18 protein-coding genes are annotated in these 18985 nt (G+C 45.3%); 9 read left to right on the top strand and 9 right to left on the bottom strand.

Features of this window, described 5'->3' with window-relative positions; translation table 11 throughout:
* Positions 1-43: 43 nt before the first annotated feature.
* The gene (locus BMZ72_RS24440) at positions 44-1117 is read left to right on the top strand and encodes a sensor histidine kinase (protein ID WP_089812301.1); all 1074 of its coding nucleotides are present in this window, start codon (positions 44-46) and stop codon (positions 1115-1117) included.
* The gene (locus tag BMZ72_RS24435) at positions 1095-1847 is read left to right on the top strand and encodes a LytR/AlgR family response regulator transcription factor (RefSeq protein ID WP_089812300.1); all 753 of its coding nucleotides are present in this window, start codon (positions 1095-1097) and stop codon (positions 1845-1847) included. The genes BMZ72_RS24440 and BMZ72_RS24435 overlap by 23 nt, the downstream gene beginning before the upstream one ends.
* A 5-nt stretch (positions 1848-1852) precedes the next feature.
* On the opposite strand, the gene BMZ72_RS24430 is transcribed toward BMZ72_RS24435, so the two are convergent.
* Genes BMZ72_RS24430 through BMZ72_RS24420 form a run of 3 tightly spaced genes read right to left on the bottom strand, consistent with a single transcriptional unit; the run spans position 1853 to position 4621 of the window.
* A complete protein-coding gene (locus BMZ72_RS24430; protein ID WP_143087777.1) occupies positions 1853-3127 on the bottom strand; it encodes a hypothetical protein in 1275 nt (424 codons plus the stop codon).
* The gene (locus BMZ72_RS24425; protein WP_089812298.1) at positions 3099-4034 is read right to left on the bottom strand and encodes a FecR family protein; all 936 of its coding nucleotides are present in this window, start codon (positions 4032-4034) and stop codon (positions 3099-3101) included. Before BMZ72_RS24425 ends, BMZ72_RS24430 begins: the two co-directional genes overlap by 29 nt.
* Positions 4035-4036: 2 nt before the next feature.
* A complete protein-coding gene (locus BMZ72_RS24420; protein ID WP_177222921.1) occupies positions 4037-4621 on the bottom strand; it encodes an RNA polymerase sigma-70 factor in 585 nt (194 codons plus the stop codon).
* Positions 4622-4846: 225 nt separating this feature from the next.
* Between BMZ72_RS24420 and BMZ72_RS24415 the strand changes: the two genes are divergently transcribed.
* From BMZ72_RS24415 to BMZ72_RS24385, 7 genes are all read left to right on the top strand, one after another.
* Positions 4847-5275 carry a MarR family winged helix-turn-helix transcriptional regulator gene (locus BMZ72_RS24415; protein ID WP_089812296.1) on the top strand — a complete coding sequence of 143 codons (429 nt, stop codon included), beginning with the start codon at positions 4847-4849 and terminating at the stop codon, positions 5273-5275.
* A 33-nt stretch (positions 5276-5308) separates the two neighbouring features.
* Positions 5309-5725, top strand: coding sequence for an organic hydroperoxide resistance protein (locus BMZ72_RS24410; RefSeq protein ID WP_089812295.1), 417 nt, complete (start codon positions 5309-5311; stop codon positions 5723-5725).
* 337 nt (positions 5726-6062) lie between these two features.
* A complete protein-coding gene (locus BMZ72_RS24405) occupies positions 6063-7733 on the top strand; it encodes a molybdopterin-dependent oxidoreductase (RefSeq protein ID WP_255373283.1) in 1671 nt (556 codons plus the stop codon).
* Positions 7734-7886: 153 nt separating this feature from the next.
* The gene (locus BMZ72_RS24400) at positions 7887-9098 is read left to right on the top strand and encodes a hypothetical protein (RefSeq protein WP_089812294.1); all 1212 of its coding nucleotides are present in this window, start codon (positions 7887-7889) and stop codon (positions 9096-9098) included.
* A 21-nt stretch (positions 9099-9119) separates the two neighbouring features.
* A complete protein-coding gene (locus tag BMZ72_RS24395; RefSeq protein WP_089812293.1) occupies positions 9120-9689 on the top strand; it encodes a Crp/Fnr family transcriptional regulator in 570 nt (189 codons plus the stop codon).
* Positions 9690-9776: 87 nt separating this feature from the next.
* The gene (locus BMZ72_RS24390) at positions 9777-10745 is read left to right on the top strand and encodes an MBL fold metallo-hydrolase (RefSeq protein WP_089812292.1); all 969 of its coding nucleotides are present in this window, start codon (positions 9777-9779) and stop codon (positions 10743-10745) included.
* 478 nt (positions 10746-11223) lie between these two features.
* The gene (locus tag BMZ72_RS24385) at positions 11224-12216 is read left to right on the top strand and encodes a hypothetical protein (protein ID WP_089812291.1); all 993 of its coding nucleotides are present in this window, start codon (positions 11224-11226) and stop codon (positions 12214-12216) included.
* A gap of 78 nt (positions 12217-12294) precedes the next feature.
* Here BMZ72_RS24385 and BMZ72_RS24380 read toward each other — a convergent pair whose 3' ends face one another.
* The 6 genes from BMZ72_RS24380 to BMZ72_RS24355 form a co-directional block, all read right to left on the bottom strand.
* Complete coding sequence (locus BMZ72_RS24380) at positions 12295-13848, bottom strand: Ras family protein (protein ID WP_089812290.1); 1554 nt, start codon at positions 13846-13848, stop codon at positions 12295-12297.
* A gap of 85 nt (positions 13849-13933) precedes the next feature.
* On the bottom strand, positions 13934-16303 hold the full coding sequence (locus tag BMZ72_RS24375) for a family 16 glycosylhydrolase (protein WP_089812289.1): 2370 nt from the start codon (positions 16301-16303) through the stop codon (positions 13934-13936).
* A 22-nt stretch (positions 16304-16325) separates the two neighbouring features.
* Positions 16326-16781 carry a hypothetical protein gene (locus BMZ72_RS24370; protein ID WP_089812288.1) on the bottom strand — a complete coding sequence of 152 codons (456 nt, stop codon included), beginning with the start codon at positions 16779-16781 and terminating at the stop codon, positions 16326-16328.
* Positions 16782-16785: 4 nt separating this feature from the next.
* Positions 16786-17655, bottom strand: a complete 870-nt coding sequence (locus tag BMZ72_RS24365; protein WP_089812287.1) for a hypothetical protein — start codon at positions 17653-17655, stop codon at positions 16786-16788.
* The gene (locus BMZ72_RS24360; RefSeq protein ID WP_089812286.1) at positions 17652-18137 is read right to left on the bottom strand and encodes a hypothetical protein; all 486 of its coding nucleotides are present in this window, start codon (positions 18135-18137) and stop codon (positions 17652-17654) included. The genes BMZ72_RS24365 and BMZ72_RS24360 overlap by 4 nt, the downstream gene beginning before the upstream one ends.
* A complete protein-coding gene (locus tag BMZ72_RS24355; RefSeq protein ID WP_089812285.1) occupies positions 18134-18976 on the bottom strand; it encodes a hypothetical protein in 843 nt (280 codons plus the stop codon). Before BMZ72_RS24355 ends, BMZ72_RS24360 begins: the two co-directional genes overlap by 4 nt.
* Between the last annotated feature and the right edge of the window lie 9 nt (positions 18977-18985).

Here is an 18985-nt window from a genome sequence, read left to right as displayed (position 1 = left end):
CAGATAGGGCAGCCAGGTAAACAGTCTGATCTAATTAGATACTATGGCTGCATCCAATTATAAGTTTTTAAGATTATATGGATATCCTATCTTTTGCCTGCTGACGAACCTGATCTTTTTCCTGATCAATCCTTACGAACGCACATTCAATGCCTGGAGACAATTCACGGTACTGGATTTCTTCATCAATAGCCTGATCTCCCTGCTTTTCCCACTGGCAGTGATAGAAACCGGTGTATGGCTGACTTATTTCCTGAACCAGCGTTTACACTGGAAAAGGAATATGAAGATGCGTTTTATCGTACAGCTGATCGCGCATATGGCGATTGTGCTGCTGATCGTGAACCTGTTCTTTCGCATACCTTTCCCGGCCAAATTTGCCTTCAATCAGCTGTTATACCGGCAATCCTCTATTACCGGGATGATCTTCTGTCTGGTGATCACTTCTATATTTGCCACAGAATACCTGGTATTCCGTCTGAACAACGCCCGGATCGAAGCTTCCAAGTTAAGCGAGCTGGCTGTACAGGCGCAGCTGGACGCCCTGAAACTACAGTTAGACCCTCACTTTCTTTTCAATAACTTAAGTACCCTGACCTCCCTCATAGAGGAAAACCAGGCTTTATCCGTCAATTATGTGGTGAAGCTCTCCTCCATTTACCGCTATATGATGAGTAACCGTACGCAGAATACGATCGCTGTTGCGGTAGAACTGGACTTTATCAAAAACGTACTGTTCCTGCACCAGACCCGGTATGGACAGGCTATTCGTGTAAATATCGCCGGGGAAGTAGAAGGATGGCAGGGGGAGATCGCCCCGCTGACATTGCAGCTGCTGATAGAGAATGCCATTAAACACAATCAGTTTTCAGGAGATGCGCCCCTGATTATCGATATTTACTTACAGGAAAAGAAATGGCTGGTTGTCAGAAATAACAAGAAGCCGAAGCGGGTGAAAGAGCCCGGTGCGCAACTGGGCCTGAAGAATATTACACAGCGTTACGTCCTGTTATGTGGTAATAAACCACTAATAGATGACGGTCCTGATTATTTTGAAGTGAAGATACCATTGCTGAAAATAAATACGAAAGACGATGTTGAGCATATTGATCATTGAAGACGAATTACCGAACGCGGCACGGCTGAAAAAGTTGTTGCTGCAGATAGACAGGAATATTGAGATCATTGGTGAAATTCAGACAGTAGAGTCAGCGATCACATGGCTGAAAGAAAATGAACATCCGGATATTATCTGTATGGATATTAAACTGACGGATGGACTGAGCTTTGAGATATTTGATCATGTGGCCGTGGAATCGCATGTGATCTTTATTACTGCATACGATGAATATGCCTTGAAAGCGTTTGAAGTGAATGGTATCGATTATTTACTGAAGCCATTGGAAGAGGCGCAACTCGAAAAAAGTATTACACGTATCAAGACCCTGGTAAACTTATCTGTCGGGCCAGATCTGCTGGACGTGATACGGAAGATGCAACATAAAGAGGTGGTATACCGTACCCGTTTCCTGGTGTCTTACAGGGATATGTTTATTCCCGTGATGGTACATCATATTGCCTATTTCTTTTCTGAACATAAATTAGTGTACCTGGTTACCGAGCAGGGTGATCGTTATGCCATCGATCAGACATTGGAAGAACTGGAGCAGGAGTTGAATCCTAAAGAGTTCTTCAGGGCTACAAGACAGTATATTGTCTCTGCCGCCTCTATCCGAAAGATACACCAGACCTTCAACGGTAAGCTGAAGCTGGACCTGCACCCTCCGGCAGAGGAAGTAGTTGTGAGCAGAGAGAAATCTATTGCCTTGCGCAAGTGGCTGAGTTAAGTGCCTTAAAAGAAGTGGTAGTATAGGGATAACTGAACACCTATCCAGCGTTGATAATCATTTTGGGTGCCAAAGCGTTCGCTCATGGTGTATGGCGCCTTACCATACCTGAACTTTCGCTGATCGCCATAATCTTCAAATATAGGCGGAGGAACCTGATCGGCCTTTTTCCGGAGGTCATTATAATGCACCTGTACATGTAAAGACCATTTTTCTGCGAATGTTTTAGACCATCCCAGGCTAAAGCGGTTCAGTCTTTCTTTCAGATGGATATCGGTTACTCCCAGGCTGTCTTTAAACTGATATTTGAATGTGCCCGTTGTAAAGGTGATGTGCAGCTGTTGCGTTTCATTGAGTTTTACAGGAATACCTGCACCCCAGCGAAATCTGCCACCATAGGATGTGAATCCGTAAGATGCGATACCATACAGGTATCTGAAACCTGTTATCAGCGATACATTGCCATATAATATTTCATCTGCACTTACTCCTGCTTTCAGGTAAGGTTTGTACCAGTTTACCGTTCCCTCATCATTGTTATTACTGCTGACTGTAGCAGTGGGTTTAGGTGTACTGTTTTCTTTTGCACCGGCCGCAGTTGTATTCCCCGTGCCTGTTGTTATTGTATTACTACCTGTGGTTGTTGTACCTGTTACGGACCTGTTTGTTTTTTTAGTCACAGGCATTCTGTAGTTAGCGCCTCTTTTTTTGAAATGAGGGCCTTGTTGTGTTTGTGAAATTGTATTCAGCTGTACAGCAGTATCACTTGTGCTTATAGCGGATGTGGGTAAAGCATCCAAGGCGAAAGGACCATTGTTCTCTATAGTTGTTTCAGCTAAGTTTCTTCTTGTGCTACTTTCAGCAGGACGGGCATTCTGATGATTAGGTGCGCTTGGTGCAGGTGCTGTTTTGGATGCTTCAGCCGCAAGGGAATTACGCTTTCCTTCGCCAGAGCGGGTATCCATAAACAGGATATGATCGCCGATGATCTTGTAGCTCAGGTTAGCCTGTTGCTGTACCTGTTTTAATATGTTGGCTAATTGCCAGTTGCCGGCGCGTAAAGTGATCCGTTTTTTCAGGGAAGAGTTTTGCATATTAAGTGAATACTCCAATCCTGTTTGTTTTGCAATGGTTTTGGCGAGTGTAGTAATATCGATGGGTGAGGTTGTGATATTAACTACTGCTTTGTCGTATTGCTGGGCGTACAAAGGTGTAGAGAATAGTAAAGCGATAATACAGTGTAGGATATAATTAATTCTCCTGGGTGAAGTGGATTTCATTTTTTGCGGGTTTACGGGTGTATTGAATGTTGAGGGTGGTAGTAATGACTTCGAGAATATAATCCAGGGATTTGTTGTCAAAGTTGCTGGATATTTTCAGGGAAGCGATAGCAGGGTGGTCTATGATGATGTTGGTCTGATAAGCGGCTGAGAGTGCTTTACAGACAGCAGACAACTCTTCGTTTTCAAAGTGAAACACGCGGTGATATCTTATATGCTGGTCGTGTTTACTATAAATGGCTGTTTGTCCGCCGGCAACAGGTAACGTATCACTGCTGGTATACAGGAGGATCTTTCCTGTAAGCACATTTACCGTGATAATTGTATCCTCTTCAGCAACATGAAAAGCAGTGCCAAGGACTTTTATCTGTAAACCACCTGCCGTAATGATAAAAGGTTGTTCCGGGATGCTATGGATATCAAAACCGGCCCTGCCCTGCAAAGTAACATGCCTTTCTCCTGCTGCGAATGTTTCCGGGTAAGTGAGCATACTGCTGGCCAGGAGTGTCAGATCGGAGCCGTCAGGTAGTTTAAGCTGTCTGGTTTCATTGGCAGTAGTAGCTATGGTATACTGGCGTACCGGCTGTAACAGAATGGCCAGGGAAATGACAATTCCGGTCAGTACAGCGGCTGCGGTAATCCAGGTAGTGATACTGATACGTCGCGGGCGGTGACGTTGTGGTAATGGCTGCATTTGCTGCCATGCCGTTCTTGCATCTTGTACGACATAGGGATGTGCACCTGTTGCGTTCCAGGCAGTACGCAGGGCATTAAACTCTTTGTTATTGCCGTCATTGCGGTCTCTCCAGTCATCAATGGTCATGGCTTCTTCGGGAGAGGCCTCTCCGGAGAAATACCTGGACAGGAGTTCATCTGTCACGTTCATATTTTCAGCTTTTTGTGCCATACTTAGTGAAAGAGATCTTTCAGGACGGAGATCAGTTGTGCACTGATGATCAGCCAGCTGAAAGTTCGTTCAGACAGGATCGTTCTTAATGTGCGTAATGCCTTGCCCATCTGTGCTTCTACTGTCTTTACTGAAATTTGTAGTTCTGTTGCGATCTCACTGTAACTCTTTTCCTCGAATCTGCTTTTGAAAAATATTTCCCGGCATTTGTCAGGCAGGGCCTTCATGGCTTCCAGGACTTCTTTTTTCATGTCGGCAAATACGATCTGCTGTTCAATATCTGTTATGCTGATGGATGAGGCGCCGGATGCAAATCTGTCGTAATGCTTCCGCCTGATCTTCCTGCTTTTGATATGATTCAGACAGTGGTTATGGGTGGCTGCGTAGAGATAAGCCCTAACAGATTGCCGGATCTGCAGGCTTTCTCTTTTCTGCCATAGCTGGATAAAAACAGCCTGTACTGCATCCTTGGCCTCATCATTATCCTTTAGGATCGTATGCGCATAACTGTGCAATACCTCAAAATATTCAAGGAAGTACTGCTCAAGTAAGGCACTGTCTGTTTTAAGGTCATTTAGTGGTTCCAATGTGCCGTAAAAGTGTTTTACCCGAAGGTAGACAATGCACAAAGAGAAGCACCCTTACGTGGATGGAAAAATTTTCAGCTCTGGACTGATAATCCGTTAGTGGGAATGAGTAGAAATGAAGATTATCTGTGAGTAGATATAGTCAGCGGGCAGGAGTGGAATAGATATAATTGATTAGGCATGCTGAATGATGATATTTAATTTTGCACAATTAAATTTACTGAAATGGATGTACTGCATCTGAGTAACCAATTATGTTTTCCTTTATATGCACTTTCCCGGCAGATCACCAGTCTGTACCGGCCTTTACTGGAGGAACTGGAGCTGACCTATCCGCAATACCTGGTGATGCTGGTATTGTGGGAACATAAGCAGGTATCTGTGAAAGAGATCGGATTACAGCTGTGGCTGGATAGTGGTACGCTGACGCCTTTATTAAAAAGACTGGAACAGAAAGGGCTGGTTAAACGGAAGCGGGATACGGAAGATGAGCGCCTGGTACAGATCAGTATCACCAATAAGGGCGAGCAACTGAGAGAGCTGGCGGTAAAAGTACCCGCTGCATTGCGGAAGAGTTTGCCAATGGGCGCCAGTGAAGGGAAACAACTGGTAAAGCAGTTACATGAAATATTAGACAGTTTAGCAGAGAACTAAATATATCTTCTAACAGGTAAAAATTCATCTAAAATGGAAAAGTTGTATACGACGAAGGCTACCGCGACCGGCGGACGTGTTGGTCATGTAAAATCAGCAGATGGGGCACTGGACGTAGATGTACGTGTGCCAAAAGAGATGGGAGGTGCTGCAGGCACTTATCTGAATCCGGAGACATTATTTGCAGGCGGTTATGCGGCTTGTTTTGACAGTGCGCTGAATCATATTGCGCGGCTGGAGAAAGTAACTGTTGGTACTACAACGGTGACTGCTGATGTCAGCATCGGTAAAAAAGAAGACGGTGGATTTACGCTCGCGGTGGTATTGGAAGTGGAGATACCTGGTGTGGACAGAGCAGTAGCGGAAGAACTGACGAAAAAGGCGCATGCGGTTTGTCCTTATTCTAATGCTACCAAAGGGAATATTGATGTGCAGCTGATCGTGAAGTAGTTTTATTGTATCGCATCATGATATCCGTTAACAGGGAAGCTTGCTTCCCTGTTAACGGATATTTTTTGGGAAGTTGTCCTGTGCATAAGGGTATTTCCCTTTTGAGATTGTCAACTGACTGACCCCTCATTCCCTGGTTCGATAAAGCGCAATGGTAGTAGATGCCCATTGCGCTGTAATGTTATAGTCTGACCATAAGATGGCGGCTTTCATTGAATCTCAAACGCAATACGGGATGGAATTTTATATTCCGTCCCGTTCTTTTTAGCTGAAAGTAAACGTTTTGTGGTAAATTGTATATACGCTATTGTGTACCCAAAAACCATTGTGTCAGTCTATGTTCACGAGATTCTCCCCCGCAGAAAAGGCCGTCCATTTTCCTCCTGACAGGCGTGTGTATATCGGTTTACAACTCCGTGTGTATGTCATTATTGGCGTATTACTGCTATTGACAATGGGTGTTGCATGGTTACAATACCTGTTATATGGATTGCCTGCCGATCCTTCATTATCATTATCTGCACCTGGACCAGGCGATCCTGCTGGTTTTCCGGTATTGATCTGTCTTACGCATTGGGTGAATTTCTTTTTTCTGACTCTGCTGGTTAGAAGCGGACTTTCTATCCTGATGGATCATCCCCGTTTATACTGGAATAACAGCTGTGAACCGGGGTCTGAATGGGTAAGGTTCACTCCCCTGCTGGTACCGAAAGATAAACTGTGGACGGCAAAGGAAGATGCGCGGTATATCAGTCCGCTGATCGGTTTGCCAGGATACCGGCATACGGTGGGGATTGCCCGTTGCTGGCATTTTTTACATGTTCCTTTTTTCCTGCTGAACGGACTTGTCTTTGTGGTATTTCTTTGCTGTACCAATCAATGGTTGCGGTTAGTGCCGGTTTCCTGGCAGATACTACCGGACGCCTGGAAGGTCTTTGTGCATTACGCCACCTTACATATGCCGGAGGAGCCCAATGGTTTCTATCATTATAATGCACTGCAACAATTCTCCTACTTTGGGGTGGTCTTTATTTTCCCGCCGCTGGCCATGTTATCGGGGATGGCTATGTCTCCGGCCATAGAAAATCGCTGGCACTGGGTGCCAAAGTTATTTGGGAACCGCCAGGGCGCCAGATCGGTGCATTTCCTGGTGATGCTTGGGTATGTGATGTTTGCGGTGATACATGTGAGTATGATCGCGGCTACGGGACTGGCCCGTAATATGAATCACATCACTATCGGGACAGATGATCCTGCTAATCCTACGGGGTTATATATCGGAGCGGGCATCATTGCCCTGTTTATATTTACCTGTGTAGCCGCTCACTGGATCTCCTGGCGGCGGCCGCGGATGCTGCAACATGCAGAGGCCTGGCTGAATGGCACCCTGTGGAAGCTGTCTATTAATCAGTTCAGGCCAAAGGGGTATTATAAAAAGGAAGATATTTCCCCCTATTTCTGGGCCAATGGGAAGCTACCCGATTCTGAAGAGTGGAAAGGGCTGGCGGGTAATGCTTTTAAGGATTATCGCCTGAAGGTGGGCGGATTGGTGGATAACCCGGTGGAATTGTCGCTGGAAGAGCTGATGAAGCTGGGTAAAGAGGAAACGATCACCATGCATCACTGTATACAGGGCTGGTCGGGTATTGCGGAATGGGGCGGATTGCCGATCAAAGCCATCGTAGACCTGGTAAAACCGCATGCGGAAGTCACCACTGTTGTCTTCTACTCCTTTGGAGAGGGCCTTTACGGTGGCGTATACTATGATACGCATACCCTGGATAATTGTCTGAAGCCGGCCTCGATCCTGGCCTGGGAGATGAACTATCAGCCACTGACGGCGGTATATGGTGCACCCCTGCGTTTGCGGGTAGAGAATCAGTTGGGGTATAAGATGGTGAAATGGATACGGTCTATTGAATTCGTGGCTTCTCATACAACGGTGGGTAAAGGGTATGGTGGAAAGAATGAGGACGATGAATATTTCGATCTGCTTGCGAATACCTGATAAAGGAGGGCTGTGCTGACAGCGCCTGGGGACGGGGGGACTGTTCCATTTTTAATGGACTTTGTTCTATATTCGGGGATAATTTGATATATCCTGTACCGTACGCATTTATCCCGGTGAATACCGCATATCCCTATAACTTAAACATCAAGTATGACAAGAGGAATTCTACTATTTTTTATCAGCATTGCCGTAACAACTACTTCATTTGCGCAACAGGACTCCACCGTTGCCGACAAAATTAAACTGGAAAGAGACCAGCAATTAAGAGAGCTGAATGACAAGCTTAAACTGAATGAGGGCGAGATTAAAATACTGAAGAGCGAACTGTCCGGATTGAATGACAAGGAGGCAAAACGAAAAATGAGTGCGATGGAAAGTCTGCAGGTGGCCCTGGATAGCAGACTGGCTATACTGGAGAAGACGCCGAAAATCAGGGTGGGATTGAATGGCCAGCTGGCATTTACCGAGTTGCTCAGTATACAGCGTGATGTACAGCCGGCAGACCTGTTTTTAGCTTCACAGCAATTCTTTACGCAGCTGGGCGCTGTCAGCAATCTTCAACAGTACAAGGATTTCAATGACTGGAAGACAGAATATGAGAACTGGTATTCAAAAAAAGGCCGTGGCGATCAGATGTTTGACTTCCTGAACTCATCCCTTTCATTGGTGACGAATGCTGCCAACAGGGTACCTTTATATGGTTCTCTTGTGCAGACGGTATCATCCGGTGTAAATACACTGGTGATGTCCTTTGGTAAGGAGAACAGGGAACTGAAGGGTAAGAGCCCATCCATGCTGAGATTACTGAATGTGGCCAGCCAGTTTGAGCAACAGAAATCTGTGATCGACTATGAGTGGACGGCCATCACGAAGGAATTGAATCAGCTGCAACAGGAGAATCAGGACCTGCTTAGCCAACAGTTGTCTTATTATGGTCTGGATAGTGAAGGGTATAAAAGAGAGTATTTGTCTACTACACTGGACCGTAAAAGAGAACAGTATAAGAATGAATGCCGCTTAGTGATTGCCAGAAAAATACAGGCGATGGAAGCGGATAGTCTGACGAAAGGAAAGTGGTCAGGTCAGGTAGAAACGTTTATGTATAAGGTACAGTCGCTGCGTATGCGCTTCGGGCAGCTGACCGCCCGTATGATGATCAACATTGACCGATACAATGAGCTGATCACCGATTATTCAGATAGTAACAAATTCCCTACTGAGTTTACCACGAAGGTTGGCGAACTGAAGGAGAAGTTGTCTTTTGTGAAAAAGACCTTTGGCAATTCCTTCAATCCTGCGAAATATATTGAAGATTCTGCGGTAATGTATATAGGAAGTAATACTGCTGACACGGGTATATAAGGCATTCTTTACCTTTGTGGCATGTCGCATCCGTTACGAGTACATATTGAGTCGGTCTGTAAGCTGACAGACGAGGAGTTTGACTATGTCCTGTCTCACTTTACGCCTGTGAAGTATAAGAAGCACACTACACTGGTACGTGAGGGAGATCTGGTGAAGCATGAGTATTTCGTGTTGAAGGGATGTCTCAGGGCGTATATGACAGAAGCCAGTACCGGGAAGGAATTCACTTATCAGTTTGCCGCTGAGGGATGGTGGATCTCAGAGCGGGAGTCACTTGTCAAACAGATCCCCGCAAATACGGCTATTGAGTGTCTGGAGGATTGTCAGTTGTTGTCACTCACAGCAGAGAACCGGGATAAACTGGCAAGAGAGATGTGGAAATATCAGCACTATCTATTGACTAAATCAAGTCTGGGTTATGTGGCTTTGCAGAAAAGGCTGCAGCTGATGATCATGGGTAGTGCGAAAGAGAGATTTGAGAATTTTGTAAGGCAATATCCGCATTTATATAGCCGTATTCCGAAGATGCATATTGCTTCTTTTCTGGGAGTATCCCGCGAGACCATAAGCCGTTTATACCGGAAATAACGACACATTTGTCACAATTTTTAAGTGACAAAGGTCCTTTCGCAGGGAAGTGTACAGCTGGAAATTTGTGCTATAAATTTTAAAGCAATGAATTTTCTGCGAACATTTTCCCTGAGAGGAATATTGGCATTATTACTACTGAGCGGCATATTATCTGCGAAAGCGCAAACATCGGGCGTACCAGTACAACCGGGATATTACAACATGCAGCTGGGGGATTTCCGTATAGTGGCGCTTTCAGACGGTGCGCTTCCCCTGAATATGCATACTTTGTTACATGAAGCAAAGAAGGGAGAGGTCAATACATTACTGCAACAAAACTATCTTGATACAATAGTAGAGACCTCTATTACCGCTTATCTCATTTTGAACGGTGATCAGCAGATCCTGGTAGATGCCGGTTCTGGCAGCTTTCTGGGACCAACACTGGGTAAACTACAGTCCAGACTCGCAGCAGTGGGTGTCAGGGCTGAGGATATCGATGCGGTATTATTGACGCATCTGCATGTGGACCATGTTGGCGGACTGGTAAATGAAGGTAAAGTAGTCTTTCCGAATGCAACACTTTATATCAGCAAGCCAGAAGCGGATTTCTGGTTAACAGCATCAAATAAGGCAACTGCCAATAAAAGAGCGCAGCCGTTCTTTGATCTTGCCCAGACAACGATTCAGCCTTATCAGCAGGCAGGTAAAGTAAAGACGTTTGCACCCGGCGCGCAGCTGTTGCCTGGCATTTCAGCTGTACCTGCTGTAGGACACACACCAGGACATAGCTTTTTCGTCCTGGAAAGTAAGGGGCAAAAAATGGTGTTCTGGGGGGATGTGATCCATGCCGGTGCGATACAGTTTGCAGATCCTGCGGTGACGGTAGACTTTGACGTGGACCTGGCAGGAGCTGCGGCTGCCAGAAAGCAGACTTTTGAAGATGCCGTGAAACAGGGTTACTGGATTGCAGCGCCGCATTTATCATTCCCTGGTATCGGACACCTGAGACATGTGGGAAAGGAATATCAGTGGATACCGGCGAATTATGCTGAGATATTTGCGGGTAAATAAGACGGATTCAACGATAAGAAAAGGTGATGTTCTGCGGAGCATCACCTTTTCCTATCTTATTAAATGCTTTACAGTATTTCCGGGATGAATTAACACTTTCGTGTACTAAATGCGGTAGACAGCATGTTATCTATTAATTAGTTAAGTGTTTGTTGGTAAATTATGAATAATCGTTTAAATGTCATTACTTTGTAGTGAACTATGCCAGGATTGTTAACATTGTTGCCCAAATGACTGTAACCTATACGTCTCATTGTTTCCGTAATTAAACACAGAAATGCGGCTGATCCAATACGCCAGCGTCTTCTGATTAACATTGGAAAGTCATGATATGTTTGTTCGTAACGTAAATGCAATTTTAATGTGAACTCCCTGTAAGAGGTAATTGCAATCGTTATATGTCTTTTAGGAATGCGGGAAGATCCGGCCTATGTGCTAGAACAATTTATAAAACTTTAAGCTCTCTATTCCCTTATTTATGAAACGAATTTTCATTTTCGCGTTTTCTTTGTTGTCATTGGGTGCTTTCGCGCAGGAGAATAATTATCCTGCAAATGGTTTTGTCGGACTTGGTACCGCAGCCTCCACCCCCTATGAGAAATTACATGTTCAGGGCGGTAATATCTTTCTGAATAGCGGTAATCTGATAAATGGGATTGGTTACAACTATTTTTATCACAGCGGTCATAACCTGGTTATAGCCAGCCGACCAGGTCTTTATACCCATAATACCCTGATGTTACGTCCGGGAGGTTCTACAAGTGGGGCGCTTAATTCAACGTTACAGATGTTTCTTACCCCTTCACCCAATAATTATACGTTAAGAGTACAGTTGAGGGCGGAAGGCGCGTCTTTTCTGAATGGCGGTAATGTCGGTATTAATACAGAGACTCCGGCTGCCCGTCTTGAGGTTAATGGCCAGACGATGGTAAGTGGTGGTAACAATCTGATATTGAAGGCCCCGGATGCAGCAACAGATGATCCGGGAGATCTGTTTTTTTCAGGTAGTACGGGCACGGAACTCGCCAGGGTATTTGTGCAGCCAAATACAGGAGAGCTTCGTTTATCTGTAGGTTCACCTACATCTGCAAAAATGATCATTGCAAAAAATGGTAATATCAGTATCGGCGCTGTGCCGAGGGATGAATACAAGCTGTCAGTAGCAGGTACAATTGGCGCGAGAAAGGTGAAAGTGACCTCAGAGGCCTGGGCTGATTTTGTTTTCCAGCCGGAGTATAAATTGCCAACTTTGTCTGAAGTTGAAAGCTATATTAAGATGCACCAGCATTTACCTGAGATCCCTTCTGCTGCTGAGGTAGAGAAGGATGGTATCGATGTAGGAGAAATGAATAAAAAACTGTTACAGAAGATAGAGGAGATGACCCTGTATCTGATTGAAATGAAGAAAGAGATTGGTGCGTTGAAAGAAAAGAATGAAGCGTTGGAGAAAGTGGTGCGGAGTGGTAAATAATTATTACATAACAAGTGGCAGTATCAATAAAGGTACTGCCACTTTGTTTTATAGGTGTTCTCACCTCCAGCTTTTATTTTATGCTGCCGATGTTGGATATGGTGTAGTTACATAAGTAATATCAATCACCAGAGATTTATTTTGTACATCACCCCAGCGCTCATTTGTGGCGGTCATAATTGCATCTCCCTGAGAGGTAATGGTCGCACTGAGATTGAGCCGTTGATTGGCTGACCCGGGTTGGACCTGGCTGTCAGCAAAGCTTGTACCGTAATATCCATTATAATAAGGTATACCGAAGTCCCTTACCGGGAATGGTAGTCCTTTTATGAAGATCAGGTAAATAAACTGTGGGTATGGGACTTCATCTATCTGGAATTGTAAACTCAAACGTACGTTGTTCCCGTTTTTGATATAATATGCATTGACAGCTTTCACGAAGCCGTTCAATCCTCCAAAATCAGGTGTCCAGGTACCTTCTGAAAATTGATTGTTCAGCTGTTGATAGGTTACAAAATGTCTTGGATCTGTTGCATTACTACCTGATACATTGCCGGTGAAAACACCGTCGCCGGCTACGCCCAGTCTGGCATCCGGCGCTCCATTCCCTATAAGTACATGACCGCCCAGCCCACCCAGCGCATTGTTCAATAACAAGGTTGATCCGTTTATCGCCAGTTTATTATAGCCACCACCAGGATTTCTGTCAATGGAGAAGACTTCTGCAGTATCGCCTGAGTAGAGTAATTCTAATCCCGCTCCATCATCAATATTACCCATAGCGCCAGTTATGCGTATTCTGGTGTCTGTATCAGCACCATTTTCGGTAACGGCCTGTAATGTATTGCCGGAATTACTGATCTCTCCTTCAGGTGAAATCTGAATGCCTGTACCGGCAGTGAATGCTGCACGGGCACGGTCGTTTGTGAAATATTCGTTTTGCTCTTCCGGTATGTCTTTAGTGCTCAGTTGTACTGCTACACCGCTCTTACCGTTTATGCTTTGGACTGACAGCCCACTTTTGATCTCTTTCCAGTCGGCGAGTACTGTCGGATCATCAGCAGATAAAATGAAAGTTGCGGCGATATCTGTTCTGACAGCAACATCGCCACGTTGTGCATCCAATGCCAGCATGGCTGCTTCATCTGCTACTGTCATTACATCGGTGATAGCAATGGCTGGCAGATATTCCGCAGGTACTTTATTATTTTCATCCAGTATCACTGCTTTGTACAGTTGGCCCTGCAATTTGGCGAAGGCAGTCAGTATTGTATCTGCGCCGCTGATATATTCCTGTGTAACCGGAATATCAAGTCCTTCCAGCACCTTTGCAATTACTGCGTCGTTGTTCAGTTGCAGCGCATCATAGGTGCCGCTTACTTCTCCACCGTATGCGGCATTCTTTAACAATGCATCGTTTGATAGTTGCTGATAAAGATTGAACATGGCGGAATAGGTTTCCTGATCTGCTTTCTGATTCAGGATGTCTCTGAGTGACGCTACATTATCGATTGATATCTGATCTTCTGATTTGTGTATGTAACTATCCAGCCAGTCCCAGAATTGGTTCTGGACGGGATATGCACCTGTTACAAACCAGCTTTTAAGTTTGTTTCTATCTTGTATGGCCATAGTATTAAATTTTCTTGCTACGATTTGTAACAGCAAGGCGGGACGGCTTTATTTCAGGCCGTTCCCGCCTATAGATGAGTTGCTTTTAAGCAGGAGGAGGTGCAGGATATCTCCGTAATCCATCAAAAGGGTCGTTTTCACCTACGAGACGATTTGTGCCACCGGCTTCTTCGTCCGTGAAAGGTGTGTGTGCGATCCGTTTAATAAACATCTTCTGATATTTCCAGTCTGCAACTGGTCCTGCCCATGCCGTCCTTATGTCTGTCCGCCATGAACGTTGTGGTTCTGGCTCAGAAGGGAACCAAAGGCCTATTGACCATCTTCCCGCTACGTCAGGTACAAAGTGTTTATTCACCTGTATCATTTCGCCATCTACGTAAAATTCAACCCTGTCTGCATACCAGTCATATCTGAATTCATGGAATTCGTCATCCCACACATCTTTGCCGATGTTTGTCAGCATAGAGAAAAATTCATCTTCGAATGGATTGTTGTAGGTGATCAGTCCTCTGCCCTCTCCAATCTCACCTTTCCGGTTGGTACAGATGATATTGTCTTTCTGTGGCTGATGTACATGTTGTATTTCATTATTCACTTTCGTCCAGCTTTCCAGCAGTTGTGGTGCAGCTGTGTTGTTGAGTTTCCAGGTACCATTGTTTGCCGGGTCTTCATCTTCTTCTACTGCTACCAGCTGGCCTTCCCATGTCATGTGATAATGAGTGGCGAGCATTTCTTCAATATTGTAGAAAATATAGGAGGCATTATTGCTGGGCATATCCATATTGATCTGGTTATCCTCCACTACATAATATCCTGTCTGCAAATCGCCCTGCCTGTGTAAACCCTGCGCCAGTATCTGATCATAGCGCGGGTCCCGTGGGTATACTTTCCCGTAGTTAGTTGTCCAGAAACTGGGCGCTACGCCTATATCGCGGGGCAGTTTGGCTTCCACCACATAGCGGCCATAACCATAATAGTCTTTAGAGGTGATCATCGCACCAACCCTTGTAGTCCATGGAAGACCAAATGATGGGTCGCGCTGATCATTATGATATTGCAGACCACCACCTTGTCTATATCCTCGGGAGGTGCCTTTATATTGGTCTCCATGTGCTTCGAGCACAAGCTGCCCGTTTTGGGTGTAGATGTGTTTCTCCGATACGCCGCCGTTTGCGCCGCCCCATCCTGTAGCTCTTGGATAGTAGAGGTCTTTGAAGTAATATTCGCCACCTCCTTCGGGACTGAAATCCATTTCTACCGGATACTGTATTTTTTCAAGCGGTAGTATGTTGACCTCTATCCTTCTTCTTTTACCAAGGCTATCTTCGAAGTAGAACCATTTGCGGCCTGAGGGCGCATCAGTTGGTAGTGAACACAGGACATAATTCTTATCTAATACAACCAGGTTTTTTGTAGGGATTGTAAATTTGTTCTCTGCATCATAATAGTCTTCCAGTATGCCAACCGGATAAGGTGGGCGGAGATATTTTTCAGCGATAACATTATCTATATTCAGTGTTGTATAGTAGTATTTACTGAAGACACCTCCGGGAGCGCCGATACTAACAGAGTCAAGCATCCATATGATATTGGGTATAGTGGCTGTCGTAAATGCTCCTGTAGATGTATCGGATGTGTTTAACCACATTTTTGAAGCACTTATATCAGCTGGACGGGAAACAAGTACCTGGTTCCATTCGCCCAGTTTGATCGGTTCAGTGCTTACGATCTCCTGTATGGTTACATTCCTTTGTTGTGCCCAATGCACTTTTTTGGTTTCGCAGTTTACATATACTGACACACCATCTCTGTCTGGCGGAGCGCCAAAGGAGATCAGCGGCCATCTGCCGGTTGCCGGCAGATCTGCTGCATCTACATAGAAATGGAGGCCTAATGCGTACTGCGTTTTCAGCCCTTCCAGGAATCCTGCATCCATGGCAAAAATTACATAGTCAGACGGGGTCTGTAACTTAATACCTGCCATATCCTGTTTTTTCTCAAACACGGTGTCAACGGACAGAATTGCATCGTTATAAGTCTCGAACCAATCCGCGGCTGTATAGTCCAGGCTGTAATAAGCGCCGGATTTAGGCGGTAACATCGCACCCCTGATATTACTATCTGCGGTGTACATCACCTCGGAATTGGGATAATAGGATGGCGTGAAAGTCTCGGTCTCAAATGTCCCGGGCGTTGTAAACACCATATCAAATTTTCCACCAGCAGGGTCGTTGTTCAATACGCGGAGCACATAGTTTGTTTCTTCTTCCAGGTCGCTGATGATGGGTGGATTTAATATCGTACCATCAGCGTGTACCTGCAGGGCGTCTGTAATAGTCGTGTAGTAGCTCTCATCGTCATCATCACTTTTCTTCCTGATGCGCAGCGTCATCAGCTGTAGTTGTGATGGTGCTTTGCCGGGCTCCCAGTTTATTTTTTTTAGCTCAAAGTTCATTTTAGGTAGTTTAACAGGATGACTAAACGAAACTGTCCAGTTCAATACCAGCGATGACGCCAGGGTTGCCAGATGAGCCTTTGGTCATGTATAATCTGAACCAGCTATTTGTCTCCTGGTCAAATTTCTCATAGACTTCTCCGCCGCCATCTATGGAAGGGCAGATGATCTGGGTGCCTGGTAATGCGTCCGGATACTGTATATTCAGTTCTTCATCAGACAGCGGGAACAACACATCCGGCCTTCTTATTTTTACGCCGGCGGCAGTCATATCCTGCACTTGCTGATACAGGATGAGATATGCTTCCAGGTCGGCCTTGGCGGCAAGCAGACTGCGTAGTCCGGCTATGTTGTCGATCTCCAGCTGATCTTCTGACTTATGCACGAAGCTGTCAAGCCAGTCCCAGAACTGGTCCTGCGTAGGATAATCTCCTGTCTGGAACCAGCCTTTTAGTTTATTACGTTCACGTATTGCCATGTTGTTATAATTTCATTATCCAGAGCGTAACAATGTAAGGCGGACGGTTTTCGTGCGATTGTCCTGACCCTGTGTAGGCCGTGTCAAAGGTTTGCATGAACTGCCAGCTATCTCTGGAAGAGTGGATGTAATAATAGTTGTCTGTTCTGTCTCCGGAATCATCAGGCCATCCCCGTGCGGAGACTTGTTTGTTACCATAGTGCATGTGAGGCGGCAGCTGTCCAACAGAGAGCGTTACCGCTTCCTGTCCGCCGATATTACCGACAGTATTATATTCACCTCTGGATGGATCATAACCAACAGGGAATCTGCTTCCGCGATTTCTGGTGCCGTTGTTACCATTACAGATAGCCCAGCCTGTTCTTTCATTTCTTCCGAGGCCTGTGCCATCAAAGTTTGTTTGTATATAGGCCGTACTGCAATCCACCTCAATGATGTCGCCTCTTTTCCATACGTTCAGTACCTGTTGTGTAAGACGGTTGTCCAGTGAAGCTATCACACCTTTCAATCCTATCAGCGTTTCTATACGTTGCAGGTTGCTGTAGTTGATACCGCCTGCTGCAAACCTTGCCTTGCGGGTAAAATAAACAGTGCGGCTCACCTGATCAGCAAAGAGGCGATCTTCTGTTATATCTTCAATGATCCAGGTTGATTGTTTAGGGCCACCTGTGAAGGGAATCAGTTCCCCGTTGTAGCTGATCCATCCGTTAGCCACATTGTTGCCGGTTTCTTCCATACCTGACACTATTACAGCGCTGCCAACAAGTTTGGCCAGTGCGCCCAGTGCATCCCGGTATGACTGCTGCATGAAGTCCAGCGTATACTGGGTCATAGGAAACCCGCCGAGATTTGTGAGTTGTTCTACTTTGTTCATACTTTTTGAATTTTATATCGCTTGCCGGCCAGTTTATAGTTGTCGATCAATGCTGCCATTTCATTGTCATTGAAGGTCAGATCTGACGGTACCAGCACAAAGAAATCGACGGAGTCGCTGCCTATTTCATCATCTGTAAAGAGATATACCGGCTTGTTTTCTTCTTCTCTGTAGATGTATACTGGTTTGAGTTCCTGTTCCTGATACAGATATTCAGCGTCATAGACCAATGCATCTTTTATGCGGATCCTGCGTCCTGATATATCATATCTGTCGTTCAGTAACTTTTCCATATACACTACCTGTGGGGTGATGTAGAGCCGGTAAAGGTTTGCGTCCCTGTTGCGCCTGAACTGCTGGTATAGGTAGTTTACAGGATTTGTTAAAGCCTGTAGCCATGCTACATGTTTCATCTTCCTCATCCTTGGCGGCACTAAGAGCCTGACGAGTTTGGGAAGATCTACCTCGAATAGTTTACTCATATGATTGCGCTTTGTGGGGTATAGGAGATCTGCAGATCGGTTTCATTCAGGATCCTCAGGTAACCGGCATCCGGACTGTATTTCACGTCAAATGCGGTATAAGGAAGCGCACCGTATCTTGCCTGTGCCTGCACAATATGAGGGATCACCACACCATCCACCTGCTGTAATGCATCTACGAGATAAGCCAGTACCATTGTACCGTTGAAGGGAAGGTTTTTCAGGTAGTCCTTTATTTTCTTTCCTACAGGATTGGGGTCTGTGCCATCCAGTCTTGCACCTGTATTATCAAGCACGAGTGGATTGTAGTAAATGTTCAGCGTCAGTTTTAAATTGTCGGCTGGCAGACTTTCAATGATGAGTGGATTAACACCTGCATCTTTGATGCGGTTCATGTACGCTTCGAAAGAGGCCAGCTGGATATTGCTGAGTGCATCCAGGTCATCAGATACAATTCTGGCCACTTTGAGGCGTAAACCTTTGGCCTGTTCCACGATTGCACTGAAGGCAATGATCTTTCTTTTCGTTACTTCTTCTTCAGAGAGAGTTGTATTATTATAATAGTCTTCTCCATCGACAAGTTCAGAACCGTACTGAAAGTCTTTTGCTTTGTTGGCATACCAGCGTAAGCTGTGTGGCGCTTTTTCGTTGATGAGCGTGTTCACCTCGTTTTTATGGAGATCGAACAGGTTTTCAAGCGCCCATACAGCTACTGCCACGATGTAGGTCCACATGCGCCATACAGCCGTTTTGCTGGTGCTGTTGAGATCAGTCAGTCCGGCAGTTGCTGTGATCCTGCTGATCATATCGTTCTGTATTTCGGTGATTGTTCTTGCCATAATAGTTTT

This window comes from Chitinophaga sp. YR627 (genome assembly GCF_900114995.1).
GTDB lineage: Bacteria > Bacteroidota > Bacteroidia > Chitinophagales > Chitinophagaceae > Chitinophaga.
The sequence above is the reverse complement of the archived record's forward strand: the minus strand, read 5'-3'. Positions and strand labels throughout refer to the sequence as shown.

Excerpts from the sequence above, each read along its gene's own strand:
- BMZ72_RS24440 (WP_089812301.1), top strand. The coding sequence starts at position 44 with ATGGCTGCATCCAATTATAAGTTTTTAAGATTATATGGATATCCTATC.
- BMZ72_RS24435 (WP_089812300.1), top strand. The coding sequence starts at position 1,095 with ATGTTGAGCATATTGATCATTGAAGACGAATTACCGAACGCGGCACGG.
- BMZ72_RS24430 (WP_143087777.1), bottom strand. The coding sequence starts at position 3,127 with ATGAAATCCACTTCACCCAGGAGAATTAATTATATCCTACACTGTATT.
- BMZ72_RS24425 (WP_089812298.1), bottom strand. The coding sequence starts at position 4,034 with ATGGCACAAAAAGCTGAAAATATGAACGTGACAGATGAACTCCTGTCC.
- BMZ72_RS24415 (WP_089812296.1), top strand. The coding sequence starts at position 4,847 with ATGGATGTACTGCATCTGAGTAACCAATTATGTTTTCCTTTATATGCA.
- BMZ72_RS24410 (WP_089812295.1), top strand. The coding sequence starts at position 5,309 with ATGGAAAAGTTGTATACGACGAAGGCTACCGCGACCGGCGGACGTGTT.
- BMZ72_RS24405 (WP_255373283.1), top strand. The coding sequence starts at position 6,063 with ATGTTCACGAGATTCTCCCCCGCAGAAAAGGCCGTCCATTTTCCTCCT.
- BMZ72_RS24400 (WP_089812294.1), top strand. The coding sequence starts at position 7,887 with ATGACAAGAGGAATTCTACTATTTTTTATCAGCATTGCCGTAACAACT.
- BMZ72_RS24395 (WP_089812293.1), top strand. The coding sequence starts at position 9,120 with ATGTCGCATCCGTTACGAGTACATATTGAGTCGGTCTGTAAGCTGACA.
- BMZ72_RS24390 (WP_089812292.1), top strand. The coding sequence starts at position 9,777 with ATGAATTTTCTGCGAACATTTTCCCTGAGAGGAATATTGGCATTATTA.
- BMZ72_RS24385 (WP_089812291.1), top strand. The coding sequence starts at position 11,224 with ATGAAACGAATTTTCATTTTCGCGTTTTCTTTGTTGTCATTGGGTGCT.
- BMZ72_RS24380 (WP_089812290.1), bottom strand. The coding sequence starts at position 13,848 with ATGGCCATACAAGATAGAAACAAACTTAAAAGCTGGTTTGTAACAGGT.
- BMZ72_RS24375 (WP_089812289.1), bottom strand. The coding sequence starts at position 16,303 with ATGAACTTTGAGCTAAAAAAAATAAACTGGGAGCCCGGCAAAGCACCA.
- BMZ72_RS24370 (WP_089812288.1), bottom strand. The coding sequence starts at position 16,781 with ATGGCAATACGTGAACGTAATAAACTAAAAGGCTGGTTCCAGACAGGA.
- BMZ72_RS24365 (WP_089812287.1), bottom strand. The coding sequence starts at position 17,655 with ATGAACAAAGTAGAACAACTCACAAATCTCGGCGGGTTTCCTATGACC.
- BMZ72_RS24360 (WP_089812286.1), bottom strand. The coding sequence starts at position 18,137 with ATGAGTAAACTATTCGAGGTAGATCTTCCCAAACTCGTCAGGCTCTTA.
- BMZ72_RS24355 (WP_089812285.1), bottom strand. The coding sequence starts at position 18,976 with ATGGCAAGAACAATCACCGAAATACAGAACGATATGATCAGCAGGATC.